The sequence below is a fragment of the Shewanella sp. VB17 genome, assembly GCF_013248905.1.
Taxonomy (GTDB): domain Bacteria; phylum Pseudomonadota; class Gammaproteobacteria; order Enterobacterales; family Shewanellaceae; genus Shewanella.
The window spans coordinates 818,399-835,534 of record NZ_JABRVS010000001.1 but is presented as its reverse complement, the minus strand read 5'-3'; the positions used below and the strand labels follow the sequence as shown (position 1 = coordinate 835,534).

The window sequence follows — 17,136 nt, the reverse complement described above, 5'->3', positions numbered from 1 at the left end:
CTCATTTGCCCTCAACCTTTAACATAGTATCCTCGTCCTCAGGCTTATTAAGCTCAGTTTTAATATCCTGCATAATATCTCGCTTAATTTTAAGTTGGCTCTTTTCTTCCTTATAAGCTTCGATACGCGATGGAATAATACGCCTCGGATAATAGTTATTTTCAATATCAACATCCGCAGTCTGCCAACTCGGATCGATGACCACCTCTTTAAGTAATTTATCTGTCACCACTAAACGATTCACATGCTGAGGACTACGACGCCAAATCTCCGCAGGAATATTCAACTTCTCTACCGAACCATCTTCAAAGGTCATATGCAATAAAATGGGCATAACCAACCCACCCACATTGGAAAACTCTAATACATAATAATGTTTATTTTCAGCCACAGCGCGCGCTATCACATCACGCTCCCAAGGCTTTAAATCCTGTAATATTTCAGCTCGTTCGTTCCGCTCTTTATTCGTTACGGTAAACTCATCATTTTCATCATAGAAATCAACAATATCAGGATTAAGCTCACGCCAAGACTTAATCGATTCTTGCTTATTCCGCGTCATTGACATTGATTCTGGTTTATCAGACTCACGCTGCCGTTCATGCTTAAAATCGATATCAGGATCTTGGCTGGTTATCGAAAGTTTATAAATACGATCCACTGAAATATCGACATGATCTGTACTGTAAAACCAGCCACGCCAAAACCAATCTAGATCTACCCCAGACGCTTCCTCCATAGTACGAAAAAAATCTGATGGCGTCGGACGTTTATACTTCCAGCGAGTGGCATATTCCTTAAAAGCGAAGTCAAACAATTCACGTCCCAATACCACTTCACGTAATATATTCAGTGCAGCAGCAGGCTTGGTATAAGCATTAGGGCCAAATTTAAGAATGCTATCTGATTGTGTCATAATGGGCACTTGAATCGTCGATTTCATGTATTCGACAATATCTCTAGGTTCACTAGCCCATGATGATTCAGCATCCCATTCGCGCTCAGCTAACGTTTCTAAGAAACTATTTAACCCCTCATCCATCCAGCTCCATTGACGTTCATCAGAGTTGACGATCATAGGAAAGTAGATATGACCAATCTCATGGATCACCACCCCGATTAAAAACCGCTTTTCAGACAAGGTATAGGTTCGACTGCCATCTTCTTGGAGTTCGGTACGTGGGCCATTAAAGGTGATCATCGGATATTCCATGCCACCAACAGGACCATTAACCGATTGAGCAACAGGATAAGGATAATCGAATGAATATTTTGAGTAGACCTTCATCGTATGAATAATGGTTTCGGTAGAATACTTTTCCCACAGTTCTCCGCCTTCTTTGGGGTAAAAAGACATTGCCATGACTAACGGTTGCTGACTTCCTTCTTGATGGTATCCTTTAGCATCCCAGATAAACTTACGTGATGATGACCAAGCAAAATCACGAACATTGTTGGCCTTGAAATGCCAAATCTGACGTTTTTCAGTGCCCGTTTTTTCATTTTCTAACGCTTCATCTGCTGTGACAATGAACACTGGGTGTTGACTATTTTTAGCCTCTGAAAACCTTTGCTGCTGTTGTTTGGTCAGGACCTTATCCGCATTGATTAACGCGCCAGTAGACGCAACAATGTGATCTGCTGGCACGTCAATTTCAACATCATAATCACCAAACTCTACAGTAAACTCACCAGTGCCTAAAAAAGCTTTATTCGTCCATGCTTCGTAGTCAGTATAAGCATGTAAGCGTGGAAACCATTGAGCTAACTGAAAAATATCGTTACCACCGTCACGCTTATCTTCACTGAAATGCTCGTAGCCTGCACGACCTCCGACAGATTTTTGGTCGGTAATATTGTATTGGTAATCCAAATTAAAACTGATATTTTGACCCGCTTTCAATGGCTTGAATAAGTCAATGCGCATGTTGGTGCCAACCACAGTATAATGCAAGGGTTTTCCTTTATATGTAATTGACGCTATTTGATAACCGACCTCAGTATCAGCCAAAAACTGTTGCTTACGTAAAGTCTGCAATCCAATTTTCACCGGTTTACCATTTGTGCTCTCTCGCAGTTCTTTGGAAGTAGAGAAAGTTTGAGTACGACTTGAAATTGAATCATTATTATAAATATTTTGATCTAACTGTAGCCAAAGGTACTTAAGAGTATCTGGTGAATTATTTTGATAAGTGATCTGTAATTGAGCTGACAAGCTACGCTTATCTTCATCGAGTTGTGCCTTAATCTTATAATCGACTTGCTGCTGCCAATATTGATGTCCTGGCTCTCCTGCTGCATTGCGGTAAACGTTAGCAGTAGGTAAATCTTCATCTAGCTGCCTGAATTTATCTTCATAATCTCCCTTAGATTGCTTAATGGCATTCGCATAAGAAACATGACTTGCCAGCAAAATAAAAAAATTAAAAACAATTAACCACAAAAAATTAAAACTAATTATTTTCAAATTACATCCCTATTTTATTCTTATTCATTTTTAAATACACAATATACTATTTAGCTATATAAAGCAGGAGGAAAATTCATACCTTAATGACAACTCAAGATAAAAGGCCATCGAAAAATCGATGGCCTCAATAAAGCGTGAATACGCTTAGCGAAATGTAAGCTTAGTTAGCTGTTAAAATGTCACCACTTCAACATCAGAACAACGGTCATTAGCATCACATACTTTGTAACTGAAGTTGGTTCCGTCAGCATCTCTAAACCTATCAGTAAAGCGACTCTTAGAAGTTGTACCTACCTCAACACCATCACGCAATACAGTGAAAGCGCCTGTACCTTCCCAGTCAAGTCTAACGCGTATACTTCCGCGGCGAGACTTATGAGTGGATTTCACCACTAAATCAAAATCAGCAACATCATCAACTGTCACATTGAAGGTCTGCATCGCTACTGTTCTAGCACCATCATTATCCGCGACAGTTAAACTCACATTGTAAATCCCAGAAGCGGTATACTCGTGAACAATATTTTCACCACTTGCTGATGCACCATCACCGAAATCCCAGCTCCAATCAACAACACTACCATCGCTATCTGTACTTGTACTGGTAAAGCTAGCCTGACCTAAATTAAAGCTGGCATCGAAACTTGCGATAGGGGCTTCGTTTGGAGTATCAGTACTTTCATAGCTACCGACCAGTGACACGCCCTCGTAAGCAGAATACCCATGCACCATCACCCAGTAGTTTCCTTCTTGCGCTGTATCAACAGGACAAGACTCATCACCACCACTTTCGTATGGACGACAATCATAAGTCACAAGTGTAGGCGCTTGACCATATCTCACATACAGATCGGCATCTCCAGTACCACCTAACATGGCAAAATTTAATTCTGTTGCATCATTAGGGACTGCTAATTTGTAATATGTTTTACTACCTGTATTACCTGATATATCAGTAACTTCAACCCCATTAGCTAACTCTGTAGCCTCTGGATCTGGTTCAGGCTCTGGTTCAACACACGCTTGAACATCGACAGCTAAGAAAGCAGCTTCGACATCAGCGGTACTATAACCAAGATCAGATGCGGCATTTTTTACCCCACAAGCTCCATCCCAAAAATGACTATTGGCAGTCCAGTAAACTTGGTTAGCAACCACCATCACATGAAACGCTTTACGAGTATCCCACCCGTCGGTATTCGCTAATGTGTAAAACGCCTTGTTAAATACACCAGAGCTATAGTGAACATTAATACCATCATAGTAATCATTCGCACTGCCTATTGAAATCCCATCCTTGGTAGGGTCATCAAGATAGCGTAATGCGCCTTCAGCTTTAAAAATTTCTGCCCCAACTAACCAGTCATTGGTGCCACGCATATAAAATTCAGCAGCTTCTCCTGCCATATCAGAAAAGGCTTCGTTCATCCCCCCCGAACGAGCAGCATAGACTAAGTTAGAGTTTTGCTCTGTAAACCCATGGCTCACCTCGTGAGCTGACACATCTAAGCTCACCAAGGGATAGAAAGTTGTCTCACCATCACCAAATGTCATGGCAGAACCATCCCAAAAGGCATTCTCATAACCATTGCCATAATGAACACGCATAGTCAGCTGAAAAGTCAGTGGTGCAGTGTCATACCATTCGCTATACATGTTATAAATAACATTACCGAAGAAGTGCGCATCATTTAACGGTGAAAAAGCACCATTGATCTCTTTAACTGTATTTCTCGGGCAAACAAATTCAAATGCACTATCAGCACTAGTATCATCAGTAGCATTATTATCAAGATTAACGGTTTTCACGTTAGCCGAATTCATGGTGCAATTAGCCCCATCTTCAGTCACATCTAAATAACCAAAGTCGGTACCATACTCATATTGACCTGTTTTGATATTTCCACCAGGTCCAGTACCTATTTCAGCGTGAGTTAACCCTTCCCAGCGCTTAAGCACTGCCCCTGTTTGAGCATCGACCACTGTAAATGGACGAGTAGGATTGGCACCATATTCAACATATGAAGTGATATAAACTAAGCGAGCCTGATCAACATCATCTTGATATATCCATAGATCAGCTTGCTCATTATGATGCTTAGTCTGAGCTGCCAAGCCATTTTTGACCTTAAATGAAGCAGCGAGAGCTTGTGCTGGTGACAACTTTGCTTTAACAAAGCTATCTGGTTTAGCAATATTATTCAGCATATTACCTTTCAAGCCAGAGAAAACCCCCATCGATGAGACATCAGCACTGATTGAATAACCGAATATAGGTACGCCATGATAATATTGTTGTAGCCGTTTCTTCGTTGTTTTTTTCCCTAATTTTATTTCTTTTGCTACTTTAAAATCACTTCCTTTCTCAAGAGAAATGGCACTGCTAATACTATTACTAGAGCGAATATTTTTTAATTTGGAAACGTCAACACTATTAGCGGCCATCGCTTGAGAGCTTAAGGCTGAAGAAATAGCTAGAAAAACTAATGAGATCTTATTATTTTTCATCATGCTTTATACCCATTAAATTTGAACTTTAGGAAAATGACTGCAAAAAAATAGCAGCTGACTAGGTGACATAGGGTTTAAGCAGACACAACAAAAAATAGTCTGTAAAACTAGAAAACCAAATATCGTTCGCTTCATCTAGGATCAAATAAAACCACTGGAGTTTTTAGATACAATATGAAACAAAGATTAATCCTATAAGTCAAAGTTTGGAGAGGCTATTAGCAAAACGGGCTATCTTTCAGAAAATAAAGGACTAGGAACATAGACTTTTGGGTAGCGTAAAAAAAAACCACCACAACGTATTACACCTTTAAATCACTTTTTTTAAGCAAATAACTCCACATAATGTATAAATACCACACTTATCACTACTGGTGATTAATGTAAAACTTTCATATTTACATCCCAATAATCCGCCAAATATATAATAAGCAGGTAGAAAAGTAACAATATTCACTGTAGTTAATTATTCCTCGGCTCTCGCACATGGGTAAATACGCGATACATCACTCTTGATAATGGCTCATCGACGCCAACATCTTATAACTAAGTCACTTTAGTCATCACTATTGGACGTCGAGCAAGCGACGAAATTCAAAATAAACTATGCTTAATTTACCTAACTGATTAGAGGAGGCCTGATATGAGTAACAGAAAAACTCAGCTAATAAGCTTTGTTTTACTCTTCATAACACTAGACTTCACAGTCTATGCTGCTGACAAGCAAAGTATCAACCTCAGCACGATTGGTGAACCTAACCAAAGTCTTTATGTTACATGGCTACATTTAATTTACACGCATGCATTCGACCGGCTTAATATCGACGTAACATATACCGCCCTGCCCGCCATCCGAGCAAGTAAAATGGCCGATTTAGGCAGAGTCGATGGTGAAGTGGCAAGAGTGGCAGATTACGGTACTGAACACCCCAACTTAGTGCGTATAGAGGAATCGCTCTTTGTGGCCAACATAAGCGCTTTTACTGCTAATCCATCAATCAAAATAAATTCATGGGAAGATATTAACAACAGCAAATATAACATCGAATATTACCGTGGATCCTTACTGGCCCATCAGCGGCTAACCCAGTACGTCAGCCCAGACAGATTAAGTAATTCATCCAGCCCTAGCGAGTCACTGCGTAAATTACTCAGAGGAAGAATTGATATCTATATCGACACAGAACAAGTTCCGATAAGTCTGCTAACAACGCCTGAGTTTGCTAATACTGGCATTAACATGCTCGTCCGCCTAGAAAACATGAACATCCACGGTTACCTCTACAAAACACACAAGGAGCTTGCTGTTAAATTAGCAGACGTGTTTCAAAAAATGAAATCAGAAGGCTTATTTCAAATTTACTTTACCCAAGCAAGAGAGTCCATGGACTCAACAAGTCAGTAGGCCCTATACTGACAATTACGCTCGATTTCTCGCTGATTTTAATCCTAACTTCTATACTCAATACACTTTCCTCTTGTTAGTTTTTAAAAAAATAAATGTTCACAGCACTCAAAAAAATAATTATTATTTTTATTATCAGCCACTTAATTTTAGTGACACACATTGCTGAAGCGCAAAAAATAACCTTTGCTTTTAACGCTGAACCGACTGCTAGCCTGTATGTTAAATGGGGAGAGTTGGTCTATACCGATGCTTTCGCTCGCCTTAATATTGATTTCTCATACATTGTCTTACCTGCGATCAGGGCGAGTCAAATGGCGGATCTCGGTCAAGTGGATGGTGAGGCTGGAAGAGTAGGAGATTATGGTGCAAGACATCCCAATTTAATCCGCATCAATGAACCTCTGGCCAATGGCAGTTTAAGTGCATATACATATGATGCTTCAATCAACATAAATTCTTGGAAAGACCTTGAAAACAGTCAATATAAAGTGGAGTATTATCGCGGCGCTCACCTCGCACATCAACGATTGTCAAAATATGTCAGTGCAGACAGACTCAGCAACTCTTCCACACCTAGTGAATCCTTACGCAAATTAATGCGCCCAAAAATGCGGGGAAGAATAGATATATACGTTGGCATAGAACAATTCACCAACGAAGTCCTCTCCACCCCAGAATTTACCGATATAAAAATGCAAGTACGCTTAGAAGAAATTATATTCTATGGTTATCTGCATAAACGCCATAAAGAACTCGCCGTTAGACTCGCTGAAGTACTCCGCCAAATGAAATCTGAAGGTCGATTCAATGAGCACTACAAACAAGCGCAACAGTTTATCTATACCACAACAAAGTGATCAAGCTGACGACACAATGGTCTACACTTTACATATCTACATTCTTTCTTTTAAAGTCACTTAAGATGAATAGAATATTGCAATTAACGAGTTATATCGTGTTGCTCACCACATTCAGTTTTATGGCACAAGCTATTGATAAAGAAAAAATAACGCTTGCCTTAATAGATGATCCTAACGTTAATCTTTATACCAAATGGCTGCATTTAGTTTATAGCGATGCATTGACTCGCCTTAACATCGACTTTTCTTACGTTGTTATGCCCGCCATTAGATCAAGTAAAATGACTGACATAGGTAAAGTCGATGGGGAAACAGCGAGAGTGGCAACATACGGAACAGCACATCCTAATATGATTCGCATAGAAGAACCCATTTTCACTGCCAACTTAAGCGCTTATAGCAATGATCAATCAATTAAAATTAATGCCTGGAAAGATATCCAAAACAGTCAATACACAGTCGAGTATTACCGGGGAATATACCTGACACATAAGAGATTAACTGGATATATAAGTTCAGATAGATTAACCAACTCTTCCACTCCTTCAGAGTCATTACATAAATTAATTCGTCCCAAGAACCGAGGGAAAATAGACCTTTATATTGGCGTAGAGCAGTTTACCACTGAACTATTAACTAGACCTGAATTTATCGGCAGTAATATCCAGATGATAGCCCACTTAGAAAATATCTCTTTCTATGGTTATCTACACCAACGCCATCATGATCTAGCGATTAAATTAGCAGAGGTATTTCGCCAAATGAAATCCGAAGGTCTATTGCAAACTTATTTCAAGCAAGCAAGGCAGTTTATTCGCAGTCAGCAAAATAATCTACACCCCAAATAGTCTACACTTTCCTTAAATATCATTTTTTGAGTCCACAAGATGCATCGAATATCGCCAGCAGTTGGATTAGCCTTGCTCTTATGCTCACTCAGCCTCATTGTACAGGCAACAGATAGAAAAAAAATCACCCTGGCTTTTTTCGCCGATCCTAATACCAATTTTTATATGAAATGGGGCCAACTTATTTATGCCGATGCTTTTAATCAGCTTAATATCGATTTCTCATACACAGTACTCCCCTATGCTAGAGCAAGTAAAATGCTCGCTTTGGGTAAAATTGATGGTGAGAGTGCAAGATCAATCACTTATGGAACTGAACACCCAAACTTAGTACGAATAGAAGAGCCTATCGTCATCACGCATTTAAGTGCATTTGCTTATGATCCTTCAATCAAGATCAATTCTTGGGAAGATATTCAAAACAGCCAGTACAAAGTCGAATATTATCGTGGTTCATACCTCGCGAGCTTACGACTGTCTCAATATGTTAAACCTGATAGATTGAGTGATTCGTCGAGCCCAATAGAGTCACTACGAAAATTACTGCGAGGGAGAATCGATATCTATATTGAAATGGAAGAAAATGTCAGTCCGGTGTTGATCATGCCTGAATTTACCAACACTCACATTCAAAAGCTCACTCGCTTAGAACAAGTCATTAGCTATGGATACTTACACCAGCGCCACAACGAATTAGCACCTAAATTAGCAGAGGTGTTGCGTCAAATGAAGTCAGACGGTAAATTTGACACTTACTTAACCCTAGCAAGGCAGTTCATCGATACACAAACAAAGTAAGCCCGAACAAGCATGGTCTACACTCTATTTATGTTAAAATTTTAAATTTTGAGCTTGAAAAAATGCATCGAATATTGAAAGTAATCATCGCTATCACGCTGTTCATTAGTTTCAGTGCCACATCTCAAGCAACGGAGAAAAAGCATATTACTTTTGCTTTTTATACAGACCCTAACACTAACCTCTATGGTAAATGGGCTGATCTTATTTATACTGATGCTTTTTCTCGCCTAGGTATTGATTTTTCATATGTGGTCCTTCCTGCGATTAGGGCCAGTAAAATGGCTGATTTAGGTAGAGTCGATGGAGAAGGAGGAAGAATTGGCACTTATGTAGAACAACACCCAAATTTGATCCGTATCGACGAACCTATTGTGGACGGAAGTTTAAGTGCATATGCTCACAACCCAGCAATAAAAATACAGTCCTGGCAAGATATTCAGAACAGTCAATACAAGGTAGAGTACTATCGCGGTATGGCACTTGCTCATCAACTACTGCCTAAATATGTCCCCCAAGATAGGCTGACCAATTCCTCCACTCCCGGTGAGTCATTGCGAAAAATGCTTCGAGATAGAATTGATATTTATATTGATTCAAACCTACTGACTCGCGAATTATTGCAGACTCCCGAATTTATCGATAAAAATATTAAGATGATCGCCATTTTAGAGACAACCTCAACGTATGGTTACCTACATAAACGCCACAGTGAACTGGCGATTAAATTAGCCGACGTTTTTCGTCAAATGAAATCTGAAGGTAAGTTCAAGGATTATTTCCAGCAAGCGAAACTGGCTACTGAAGTAAAAGACACACAACCTTAGCCATCACATGCTGACGGCTTATCGCAATAAACTTAGCACAATATCAACTATACTCAACTGAACTTAGCTTGCTAACCTTTTAAGTATGATGATAATGCATCAAACACTAAAAAATACTGTGTATCTACTCCTTACCATCTCAAGTTTCATGGTGCATACTTCTGAAAGACAACAAATCACCTTCGCTTTTTTCAACGATCCAAACTCTAATCTTTATGCAAAATGGATAACGTTAGTTTATACCGATGCATTTTCTCAGCTTGATATCGACTTTGCCTATTCTGTCATGCCGGCACTCAGAGCCAGTAACATGGTTGATTTAGGTAAAGTCGATGGCGAACCAATTAGAGTCGCAAACTATGCTACTAAACACCCTAATTTAGTTCGTATAGAAGAACCTCTCATCACTGCTAATCTAAGCGTATTTACTTATGACCCATCAATCGTCATACATTCTTGGAAAGACCTACAAAATAGCCAATATAATGTCGAATACTATCGTGGTATGTCTCTTGCTCACCAAAGGCTCTCTCAATATATCAAACCAAATAGACTCAGTGATTCATCTAGCCCTGCCCAGTCATTACGTAAATTACTTCGAGGTAGAATTGATGTTTATATCGATACAGATTTACTCACCAAAGAACTATTAGCTAGCCCAGAATTTTCCAATAGTCATATCCAAATGGTTGCGAAACTGGAAGCGTTTTCTTCCTATGGTTACCTGCATCAACGTCATACAGAACTTGCTATTCAATTAGCTGGTGTGCTTCGCCAAATGAAATCAGAAAATAAATTGAATGCTTATTTCAAACAAGCCAAACAATCCATAAAGTTACAAGGTACACAACCTTAATCTCACCATTTACCCTATCCTATCAATTGAAATGTACTTATTACTGTGTCAGCTATACTCAATTGACCTTACTCTGTTATTTTTAAATATCAAAAATGCATCAAACACTAAAAAATACTGTGTATCTACTCCTTACCATCTCAAGTTTCATGGTGCACACTTCTGAAAGGCAGCATATTACGCTCGCATTTTACGCCGATCCTAACACCAACAGCGAGGTGAAATGGGGGGAATTGATTTATACCGAAGCCTTTTCCCGCCTTAATGTTGATTTTTCATACATCGTACTCCCAGCTATCAGGGCAAGTAGAATGGCAGATTTAGGTAAAATTGACGGGGAAGCTGGAAGAGCGGCTAATTACGGTACAATGCACCCTAATTTAGTTCGTATCAATGAACCCCTTATTAGCGGAAAATTAAGCGCTTTTACTTATGATCCTTTAATCGATATACACTCTTGGGAAGATATTCAAAACAGCCAATACACCGTTGAATATTATCGTGGTACGTACCTTGCTCAGCAACGGCTGTCACAATACGTCAACTCAGACAGAGTCAGCAATTCTTCCACACCGAACGAATCCTTATACACACTAATGCGCCCTAAATGGGGAGGAAGAATAGATATCTATATTGGTATAGATACATTCACCAATGACATATTAGCCACTCCTGAATTTAGCGACACTAATATTCGAATGCAAGCCCAATTAGAAGAAATCACCTTTTATGGTTACCTGTACAAAAGTCACTCCGATCTCGCAGAGAAGCTGGCCAAGGTATTCCGCCAAATGAAAGCAGAAGGAATATTTGAAAGTTATTATCAGCAAGCAACACTATTTATCAACTCGAAAAGAATACCGTAACGGCTTTATTCCTTTACACAATCATTAATAGCCTAACTGGACAACCAAAATACACTCTTACCATCTCGGTATGTCCTACACTCTATTTATCAACACATTTTCTCTTTTGAGCGATCTATAATGTATCGAGTATTACAACGAATTAGCATGATTATTTGGATTACCACCTTAAGTTTCATGGCTCAAACAGTAGAAAGACAGCAGCTTAGCTTCACTTTTTATGCCGAACCAAACACCAATGTTTATTTAAAATGGGTGGAGCTGATTTACACCGACGCCTTTAACCGCCTCAACATCGATTTTTCTTATACTATAATGCCTTCAATCAGGGCAAGCAGAATGTCGGATCTAGGTAAGGTGGATGGTGAAATAGCAAGAGATGCAAATTACGGTACCAAGCATCCCAACTTAGTCCGGATCAATGAGTCTATCGCCAGTGGAAGTTTAAGCGCATTCGCTTATAATCCATTAGTCAACATACGCTCTTGGAACGATATCTATAACAGCCAGTATAAAGTGGAATATTATCGCGGCTCATTTCTTGCTCATCAACGACTCTCCAAACATATTAGCCCTGATAGATTAAGTACTTCGTCAACACCTGAACAATCTTTACGTAAATTAATCCGCGCTAGAATAGACATTTATGTTGGCCCAACAAAAATAACTAACCAGCAAGCAGCCACTGCCGAATTTGCTAACGAGCACCTACAACGGCTCACCACGCTAGAAGAGCATATTCACTATGGCTATTTACACCAACGCCACAGTGAGCTTGCCATTACATTAGCCGAGGTATTTCGTCAAATGAAAGCAGAGGGAACGTTCGATGCTTATTTTAGTCAAGCTCAGACACTTATCGACTCACAAACCACAACACCTTAATCTACAAACCTTATACGCTGATAGAGCAAATCAGCGAGTCACACTCTAATTGAAAAACACCAAAAGCACATTTTCACCTATACTTAGTCAACAATTCCAAATGACGTTATCCTATAGAAATGCATCGAAATTTGAAAAGGATCGGTTTCATCATACTTGCCTTGCTAAGCTCTACGGTGCAGGGAGTTGATAGGCAAAAAATCACTTTTGCCTGCTACCTCGACCCCAACACAAATTTTTACACTAAATGGGGAGAGCTGGTTTACACCGACGCCTTGTCCCGTCTGAATATTGATTTTTCATGCTCCATTATGCCCGCTATTAGAGCAAGTAGAATGGTTGATTTAGGTAAGATTGACGGTGAGATGTCAAGAGTGTCAACTTACGGGGCGAAACACCCTAATCTTATCCGCATAGAAGAACCCCTTGTAATCGATAAATTAAGTGCTTTTGTCTCTAATCCATCAATCAGCATACAATCTTGGAAAGACTTGCAAAATAGCCAGTATAATATTGAATATTATCGCGGTATGGCCTTAGCTCACCAACGACTGACTCAATATATCAATCCAGATAGACTCAGTAATTCATCCAGCCCAGAGCAGTCACTACGTAAATTGCTTCGAGGTCGAATAGATATTTATATTGATTCAAATATGAATCTTTTCAACCTATTAATGACTCCAGAGTTTACCGATAGTAATATCAAGATGATAGCTATTTTAGAAGAATCAACTACCTACGGTTATCTGCACCAACACCACAGAGAACTTGCGGTTAAATTAGCCGTGGTATTTCGCCAAATGAAAGCAGAAGGCTTATTTGATGCTTATTACCAACAAGCAAAAGAATTTGTCGACTCACAAGCAATACCAACAAATATCGTCGACTAAATGTTCATACACAATCAACAATACATTCAGGTATTCGTCATAATTAAAAAGTTACAAAATTATTGTTTGGGGGTGATAGAATCAACACCAATTGAATTCTAAAATACACACAAGGTAAAGTAATGAACCCAATTATTGCCATCTTAAAAGAACACAACATCACTGACACGCAGATTAATGATTTATTCCAAACGTTGACCGAAAACCCATTAATGGCCATGGGTACCATAGGGCAATTAGGGATCCAAGCAGAGAAACTACAACAACTGATGGCGTTAATCATGCAAAACCCCAATTTAATCAAAGAGGCCGTTGTTGAGCTAGGATTAGACTTCTCGAAAGTTGAAGCGGCAAAATCCCAACTACAAAAATAACCTATTCAAGCTCCGTTTATGGCTCAAGTCTCTATTCGTGGGCCTTTTCAATGATCTCCAAAATGATATGTTTACTATCAACATCTTGAATATGTGGCATACATTCTTTCCAAAAAAACGCAGCATCCAGCTGCGCATACTACATCACCTTACTACCAATATCAGGTGCAACGGCAGACTAACGCTCCACACCTGTATTAGGGCCTCTTGCTCAATAAAATCAGTGAAAATTAAACTGTAAATTTAAGGTAGCCATGTATCACCAGCTTGATTGACCTACGTCCAATACAGACAACTAAGCATTTTCTTGCTTGCGATACATCCATCGATAGAGCGTCGGCAGTACCAATAACGTCAAGGCTGTTGAGCTAAACAAGCCGCCGATAATCACCACTGCTAATGGCTGCTGGATCTCACTTCCTACCCCACTGGAGATCAAAATAGGAATGAGACCTAAAGCAGAGGTCAACGCGGTCATTAATACTGGCCGTAGTCGACCAACGGTACCTTCATACACTGAATCATATAGACTTTCACCGGCATTGCTGCCCAATTTTTCCTTCAGCGCCATCTGACGCCTTTGGTTAATCGAATCCACCAAGACCACACCATTGAGCACAGCCACGCCAAATAAAGTAATAAAGCCAATGGAGCTAGGCACAGAAAGATAAGTGCCACTAATAAATAGCGCGACCACACCGCCTATTAGTGCTAAAGGAACATTGGCCATGATAAGGCCAACTTGCTTAATCGAACCAAATGAAAAGAAGAGTAATAAGGCAATTAGCCCGATAGAAATAGGCACAACTAACATCAGTTTTTGCTGAGCTCGTTGTTGGTTTTCATACTGTCCACCCACAACAACCGTGTAACCAGCAGGTAGATCTGCCTCTGGAATGATGGCGTAGATATCCTTCACTACAGAGCCCATATCACGACCGGAAACATTAGCCTGAACCACCACGCGGCGCTGTACATCATCACGACGAATATTCGGTGGTGCCATCTCAACTTCAACGCTCGCCACTTCACCTAAACGTACCTTAGCACCATTGACACCACTCAAGATCAGATCCCTAAGTGCATCAGGAGAACTTCGATATTCCTGCGCTAAGCGAACATTGATATCATACCTGGCGTTACCATCAATAACTTGTCCCGCACTCCCCCCCCCTATACCTTGACTCACCAGACTCATGACTTTATCAACACTGATACCATAACGCGCCAGTAAATCACGTTTAGGTCGAACCACCAGTTGCGCTTCACCACTGACTTGCTCCAGCGACACATCAACCGCACCGGGAATCGCTGATACCAAGTCGCTGAGTTTTTGGCCACTTTTTGACAACACATCAAGATCAGGGCCAAAAATTTTAATCGCCAGTTGCGCCTTCACCCCCGAAAGCAACTCATCAACTCGCGTTGCGATGGGCTGAGAAAAAGTAAACAGCAACCCAGGGAAAACACTTAATTTTTCCTCCATCTTACGCTGTAACTCTATTCTTGTTTCTGCGTGCTCCCACTGTTCAATAGGCTTTAAACCGATATAAATCTCAATATTACTCACGGGCTCAGGATCGCCACCCAGCTCTGGAGCACCTATTCGGCTAAGCGCATAATCAACTTCCGGAAACGCTAACAGTAATTTCTCAAGTTTGGGAGCCACATTGATTGAAGTGCCTAGGCTTGCTGTTGGCGCAAGTGTGACACGTAAATTTATCGTCCCCTCTTCAAGTTCAGGCACGAACTCTGTCCCCAAACGAGGCAGCAAAGCCATACTAAGACCAAACATCACCAAGGCTGCTATTATCACCGTTTTTGGTTTTGCCATCGTCACAGTTAACAAGCGACGATAACCCGCATCAATGGGCTTAAGCACTGGGCTTTCTCTTAGCGTGATCCCACGTTTAAAGAGAAATACCGCTAAGGCAGGTACTGCAATTAACGCCACCACTAAGGCGGATAACATGGCAAGTATGATACTGACGGCCATTGGCTGAAATAACTTACCTTCAACCCCTTCTAAGGCAAACAAAGGAGCAAATACGACAATAATAATTGCTGTAGCAAAAAAGATAGGACTACACACCTCTTTGGCGGCCAACATCACTCGCAAAGCGATACCATCTCCGGCATCTATTTTAGCACCGTCTTCATCGACATGATGTGGGTCTACTTCACCACCCGATCTAGCTCGAGCATCGTTTAAATGGCGTCTATCTGGTTGAGTCAGATGTTTAAAGATATTCTCAACCATCACCACGGAGCCATCCACTAGCATACCAATGGCCACAGCCAGTCCACCAAGTGACATTAAGTTTGCCGACACACCAAAATAAGACATCACCATTAAGGCAAGACAAATAGCAACAGGGATAGATAGCAGCACGAGCAAGGTCGCACGTATATTAACGAGAAACAGTGCCAAAATAACCACAATAAACACAAATGCCATCAACAGCGCATCACGCACAGTGGTAACAGCTTGAGTCACTAGATCAGCCTGATCATAAAACACTTCAAAGGTAACCCCTTCAGGAAGAGCCTGCTCTACTAGCGCCGTTCTTGCATTGATATCATCGATGGTCGCCTTAGTATTGGCCCCCATACGCTTCAAGATAACGCCGGCGACCACTTCACCTAAATGCTGTGGATTACCCGCCTCATCACGACGAGTCATGGTAACCGCGCCAACACGAATTTCGCTGCCATAAGCAACCTTAGCAATATCACCCACTCGAATGGGCGTACCGGAAAATTCTGTTAACGGGATCTGTGCAATCGCCTTTAATCCAGCATCTCCGGTTGGCAACAGACCATAACCACGCACCACTAGCTGCTCTTGGCCCTGCTCCATGAACCAACCGCCTGCATTGCGGTTGTTACTCTCAAGTGCCGTCGTCACCTCTTCCATAGAAAGATCGTAACTAAGCAGTTTATTGGGATCAATTTGCACTTGATATTGGCGAACATCACCACCAAATGAGAGGACTTCTGTCACGCCACCAACAGGCATCATAATCAGCTTTACCAGATAGTCATTAAGACTACGTAGTTCAGCTGAGTCTATACCAGCATCAGGATCAGCACGCAAAATATATTGATAAATCTGCCCCAACCCCGACGTATTAGGACCAATTTCAGGCATACCAATCCCATCAGGGATCATCTCACGCGCTGCCTGTAATTGCTCAAAGACCTGTTGACGAGCAAAATAGATATCTGTTCCTTCGGCAAACACCACCGTCACCATCGACAAGCCTGTACGTGACAATGAACGTACTTCGGTTACCGCAGGCAATGCATACATTGCCGATTCAACGGGGTAGCTAATCAATTTTTCAACTTCTTCGGCCGCCAAACCTTCAGCTTCAGTATTCACCGTCACCTGAACATTGGTGACATCTGGAAATGCATCCAGATTTAATTTCGGTAACATGACCACACTGGCTATCGCGATGACGACTAGGCCTAATGCCACCAATAAACGGTTGCGAATAGCAACCTCAATTAATCTCTGTAACATGAGAGAACCTC

General features: G+C 40.8%; 13 protein-coding genes. 10 read left to right on the top strand and 3 right to left on the bottom strand.

The window, feature by feature from the left end; genetic code table 11:
- Window position 1: 1 nt before the first annotated feature.
- Window positions 2–2,467 carry a M1 family metallopeptidase gene (locus HQQ94_RS03560; RefSeq protein WP_173293128.1) on the bottom strand — a complete coding sequence of 822 codons (2,466 nt, stop codon included), beginning with the start codon at window positions 2,465–2,467 and terminating at the stop codon, window positions 2–4.
- Window positions 2,468–2,641: 174 nt separating this feature from the next.
- Window positions 2,642–4,981: a M4 family metallopeptidase gene (locus HQQ94_RS03555; RefSeq protein ID WP_173293127.1), complete on the bottom strand. Its 2,340-nt coding sequence runs from the start codon at window positions 4,979–4,981 to the stop codon at window positions 2,642–2,644.
- A 643-nt stretch (window positions 4,982–5,624) separates the two neighbouring features.
- Between HQQ94_RS03555 and HQQ94_RS03550 the strand changes: the two genes are divergently transcribed.
- From HQQ94_RS03550 to HQQ94_RS03505, 10 genes are all read left to right on the top strand, one after another.
- Window positions 5,625–6,386 carry a hypothetical protein gene (locus HQQ94_RS03550; protein WP_173293126.1) on the top strand — a complete coding sequence of 254 codons (762 nt, stop codon included), beginning with the start codon at window positions 5,625–5,627 and terminating at the stop codon, window positions 6,384–6,386.
- A gap of 95 nt (window positions 6,387–6,481) precedes the next feature.
- Window positions 6,482–7,246 carry a hypothetical protein gene (locus HQQ94_RS03545; protein WP_173293125.1) on the top strand — a complete coding sequence of 255 codons (765 nt, stop codon included), beginning with the start codon at window positions 6,482–6,484 and terminating at the stop codon, window positions 7,244–7,246.
- Between the two features lie 65 nt (window positions 7,247–7,311).
- Window positions 7,312–8,097 carry a hypothetical protein gene (locus HQQ94_RS03540; protein WP_173293124.1) on the top strand — a complete coding sequence of 262 codons (786 nt, stop codon included), beginning with the start codon at window positions 7,312–7,314 and terminating at the stop codon, window positions 8,095–8,097.
- A gap of 39 nt (window positions 8,098–8,136) precedes the next feature.
- Window positions 8,137–8,895, top strand: a complete 759-nt coding sequence (locus HQQ94_RS03535; RefSeq protein WP_173293123.1) for a hypothetical protein — start codon at window positions 8,137–8,139, stop codon at window positions 8,893–8,895.
- Window positions 8,896–8,969: 74 nt separating this feature from the next.
- Window positions 8,970–9,722, top strand: a complete 753-nt coding sequence (locus HQQ94_RS03530) for a hypothetical protein (RefSeq protein WP_254303989.1) — start codon at window positions 8,970–8,972, stop codon at window positions 9,720–9,722.
- 94 nt (window positions 9,723–9,816) lie between these two features.
- On the top strand, window positions 9,817–10,578 hold the full coding sequence (locus tag HQQ94_RS03525; protein WP_173293121.1) for a hypothetical protein: 762 nt from the start codon (window positions 9,817–9,819) through the stop codon (window positions 10,576–10,578).
- A 95-nt stretch (window positions 10,579–10,673) separates the two neighbouring features.
- Window positions 10,674–11,444 (top strand): hypothetical protein, encoded by a 771-nt coding sequence (locus tag HQQ94_RS03520; RefSeq protein WP_173293120.1) that lies wholly within the window; start codon window positions 10,674–10,676, stop codon window positions 11,442–11,444.
- Window positions 11,445–11,591: 147 nt separating this feature from the next.
- Window positions 11,592–12,329, top strand: a complete 738-nt coding sequence (locus HQQ94_RS03515; RefSeq protein ID WP_173293119.1) for a hypothetical protein — start codon at window positions 11,592–11,594, stop codon at window positions 12,327–12,329.
- Window positions 12,330–12,460: 131 nt separating this feature from the next.
- Window positions 12,461–13,222 (top strand): hypothetical protein, encoded by a 762-nt coding sequence (locus HQQ94_RS03510; RefSeq protein ID WP_173293118.1) that lies wholly within the window; start codon window positions 12,461–12,463, stop codon window positions 13,220–13,222.
- Between the two features lie 122 nt (window positions 13,223–13,344).
- Complete coding sequence (locus HQQ94_RS03505; RefSeq protein WP_173293117.1) at window positions 13,345–13,596, top strand: DUF2999 family protein; 252 nt, start codon at window positions 13,345–13,347, stop codon at window positions 13,594–13,596.
- A 295-nt stretch (window positions 13,597–13,891) separates the two neighbouring features.
- Here HQQ94_RS03505 and HQQ94_RS03500 read toward each other — a convergent pair whose 3' ends face one another.
- Window positions 13,892–17,125, bottom strand: a complete 3,234-nt coding sequence (locus HQQ94_RS03500) for an efflux RND transporter permease subunit (protein ID WP_173293116.1) — start codon at window positions 17,123–17,125, stop codon at window positions 13,892–13,894.
- Window positions 17,126–17,136: the final 11 nt, after the last annotated feature.

Excerpts from the sequence above, each read along its gene's own strand:
- HQQ94_RS03555 (WP_173293127.1), bottom strand. The coding sequence starts at position 4,981 with ATGATGAAAAATAATAAGATCTCATTAGTTTTTCTAGCTATTTCTTCA.
- HQQ94_RS03515 (WP_173293119.1), top strand. The coding sequence starts at position 11,592 with ATGATTATTTGGATTACCACCTTAAGTTTCATGGCTCAAACAGTAGAA.
- HQQ94_RS03535 (WP_173293123.1), top strand. The coding sequence starts at position 8,137 with ATGCATCGAATATCGCCAGCAGTTGGATTAGCCTTGCTCTTATGCTCA.
- HQQ94_RS03550 (WP_173293126.1), top strand. The coding sequence starts at position 5,625 with ATGAGTAACAGAAAAACTCAGCTAATAAGCTTTGTTTTACTCTTCATA.
- HQQ94_RS03500 (WP_173293116.1), bottom strand. The coding sequence starts at position 17,125 with ATGTTACAGAGATTAATTGAGGTTGCTATTCGCAACCGTTTATTGGTG.
- HQQ94_RS03520 (WP_173293120.1), top strand. The coding sequence starts at position 10,674 with ATGCATCAAACACTAAAAAATACTGTGTATCTACTCCTTACCATCTCA.
- HQQ94_RS03545 (WP_173293125.1), top strand. The coding sequence starts at position 6,482 with ATGTTCACAGCACTCAAAAAAATAATTATTATTTTTATTATCAGCCAC.
- HQQ94_RS03525 (WP_173293121.1), top strand. The coding sequence starts at position 9,817 with ATGCATCAAACACTAAAAAATACTGTGTATCTACTCCTTACCATCTCA.
- HQQ94_RS03540 (WP_173293124.1), top strand. The coding sequence starts at position 7,312 with ATGAATAGAATATTGCAATTAACGAGTTATATCGTGTTGCTCACCACA.
- HQQ94_RS03505 (WP_173293117.1), top strand. The coding sequence starts at position 13,345 with ATGAACCCAATTATTGCCATCTTAAAAGAACACAACATCACTGACACG.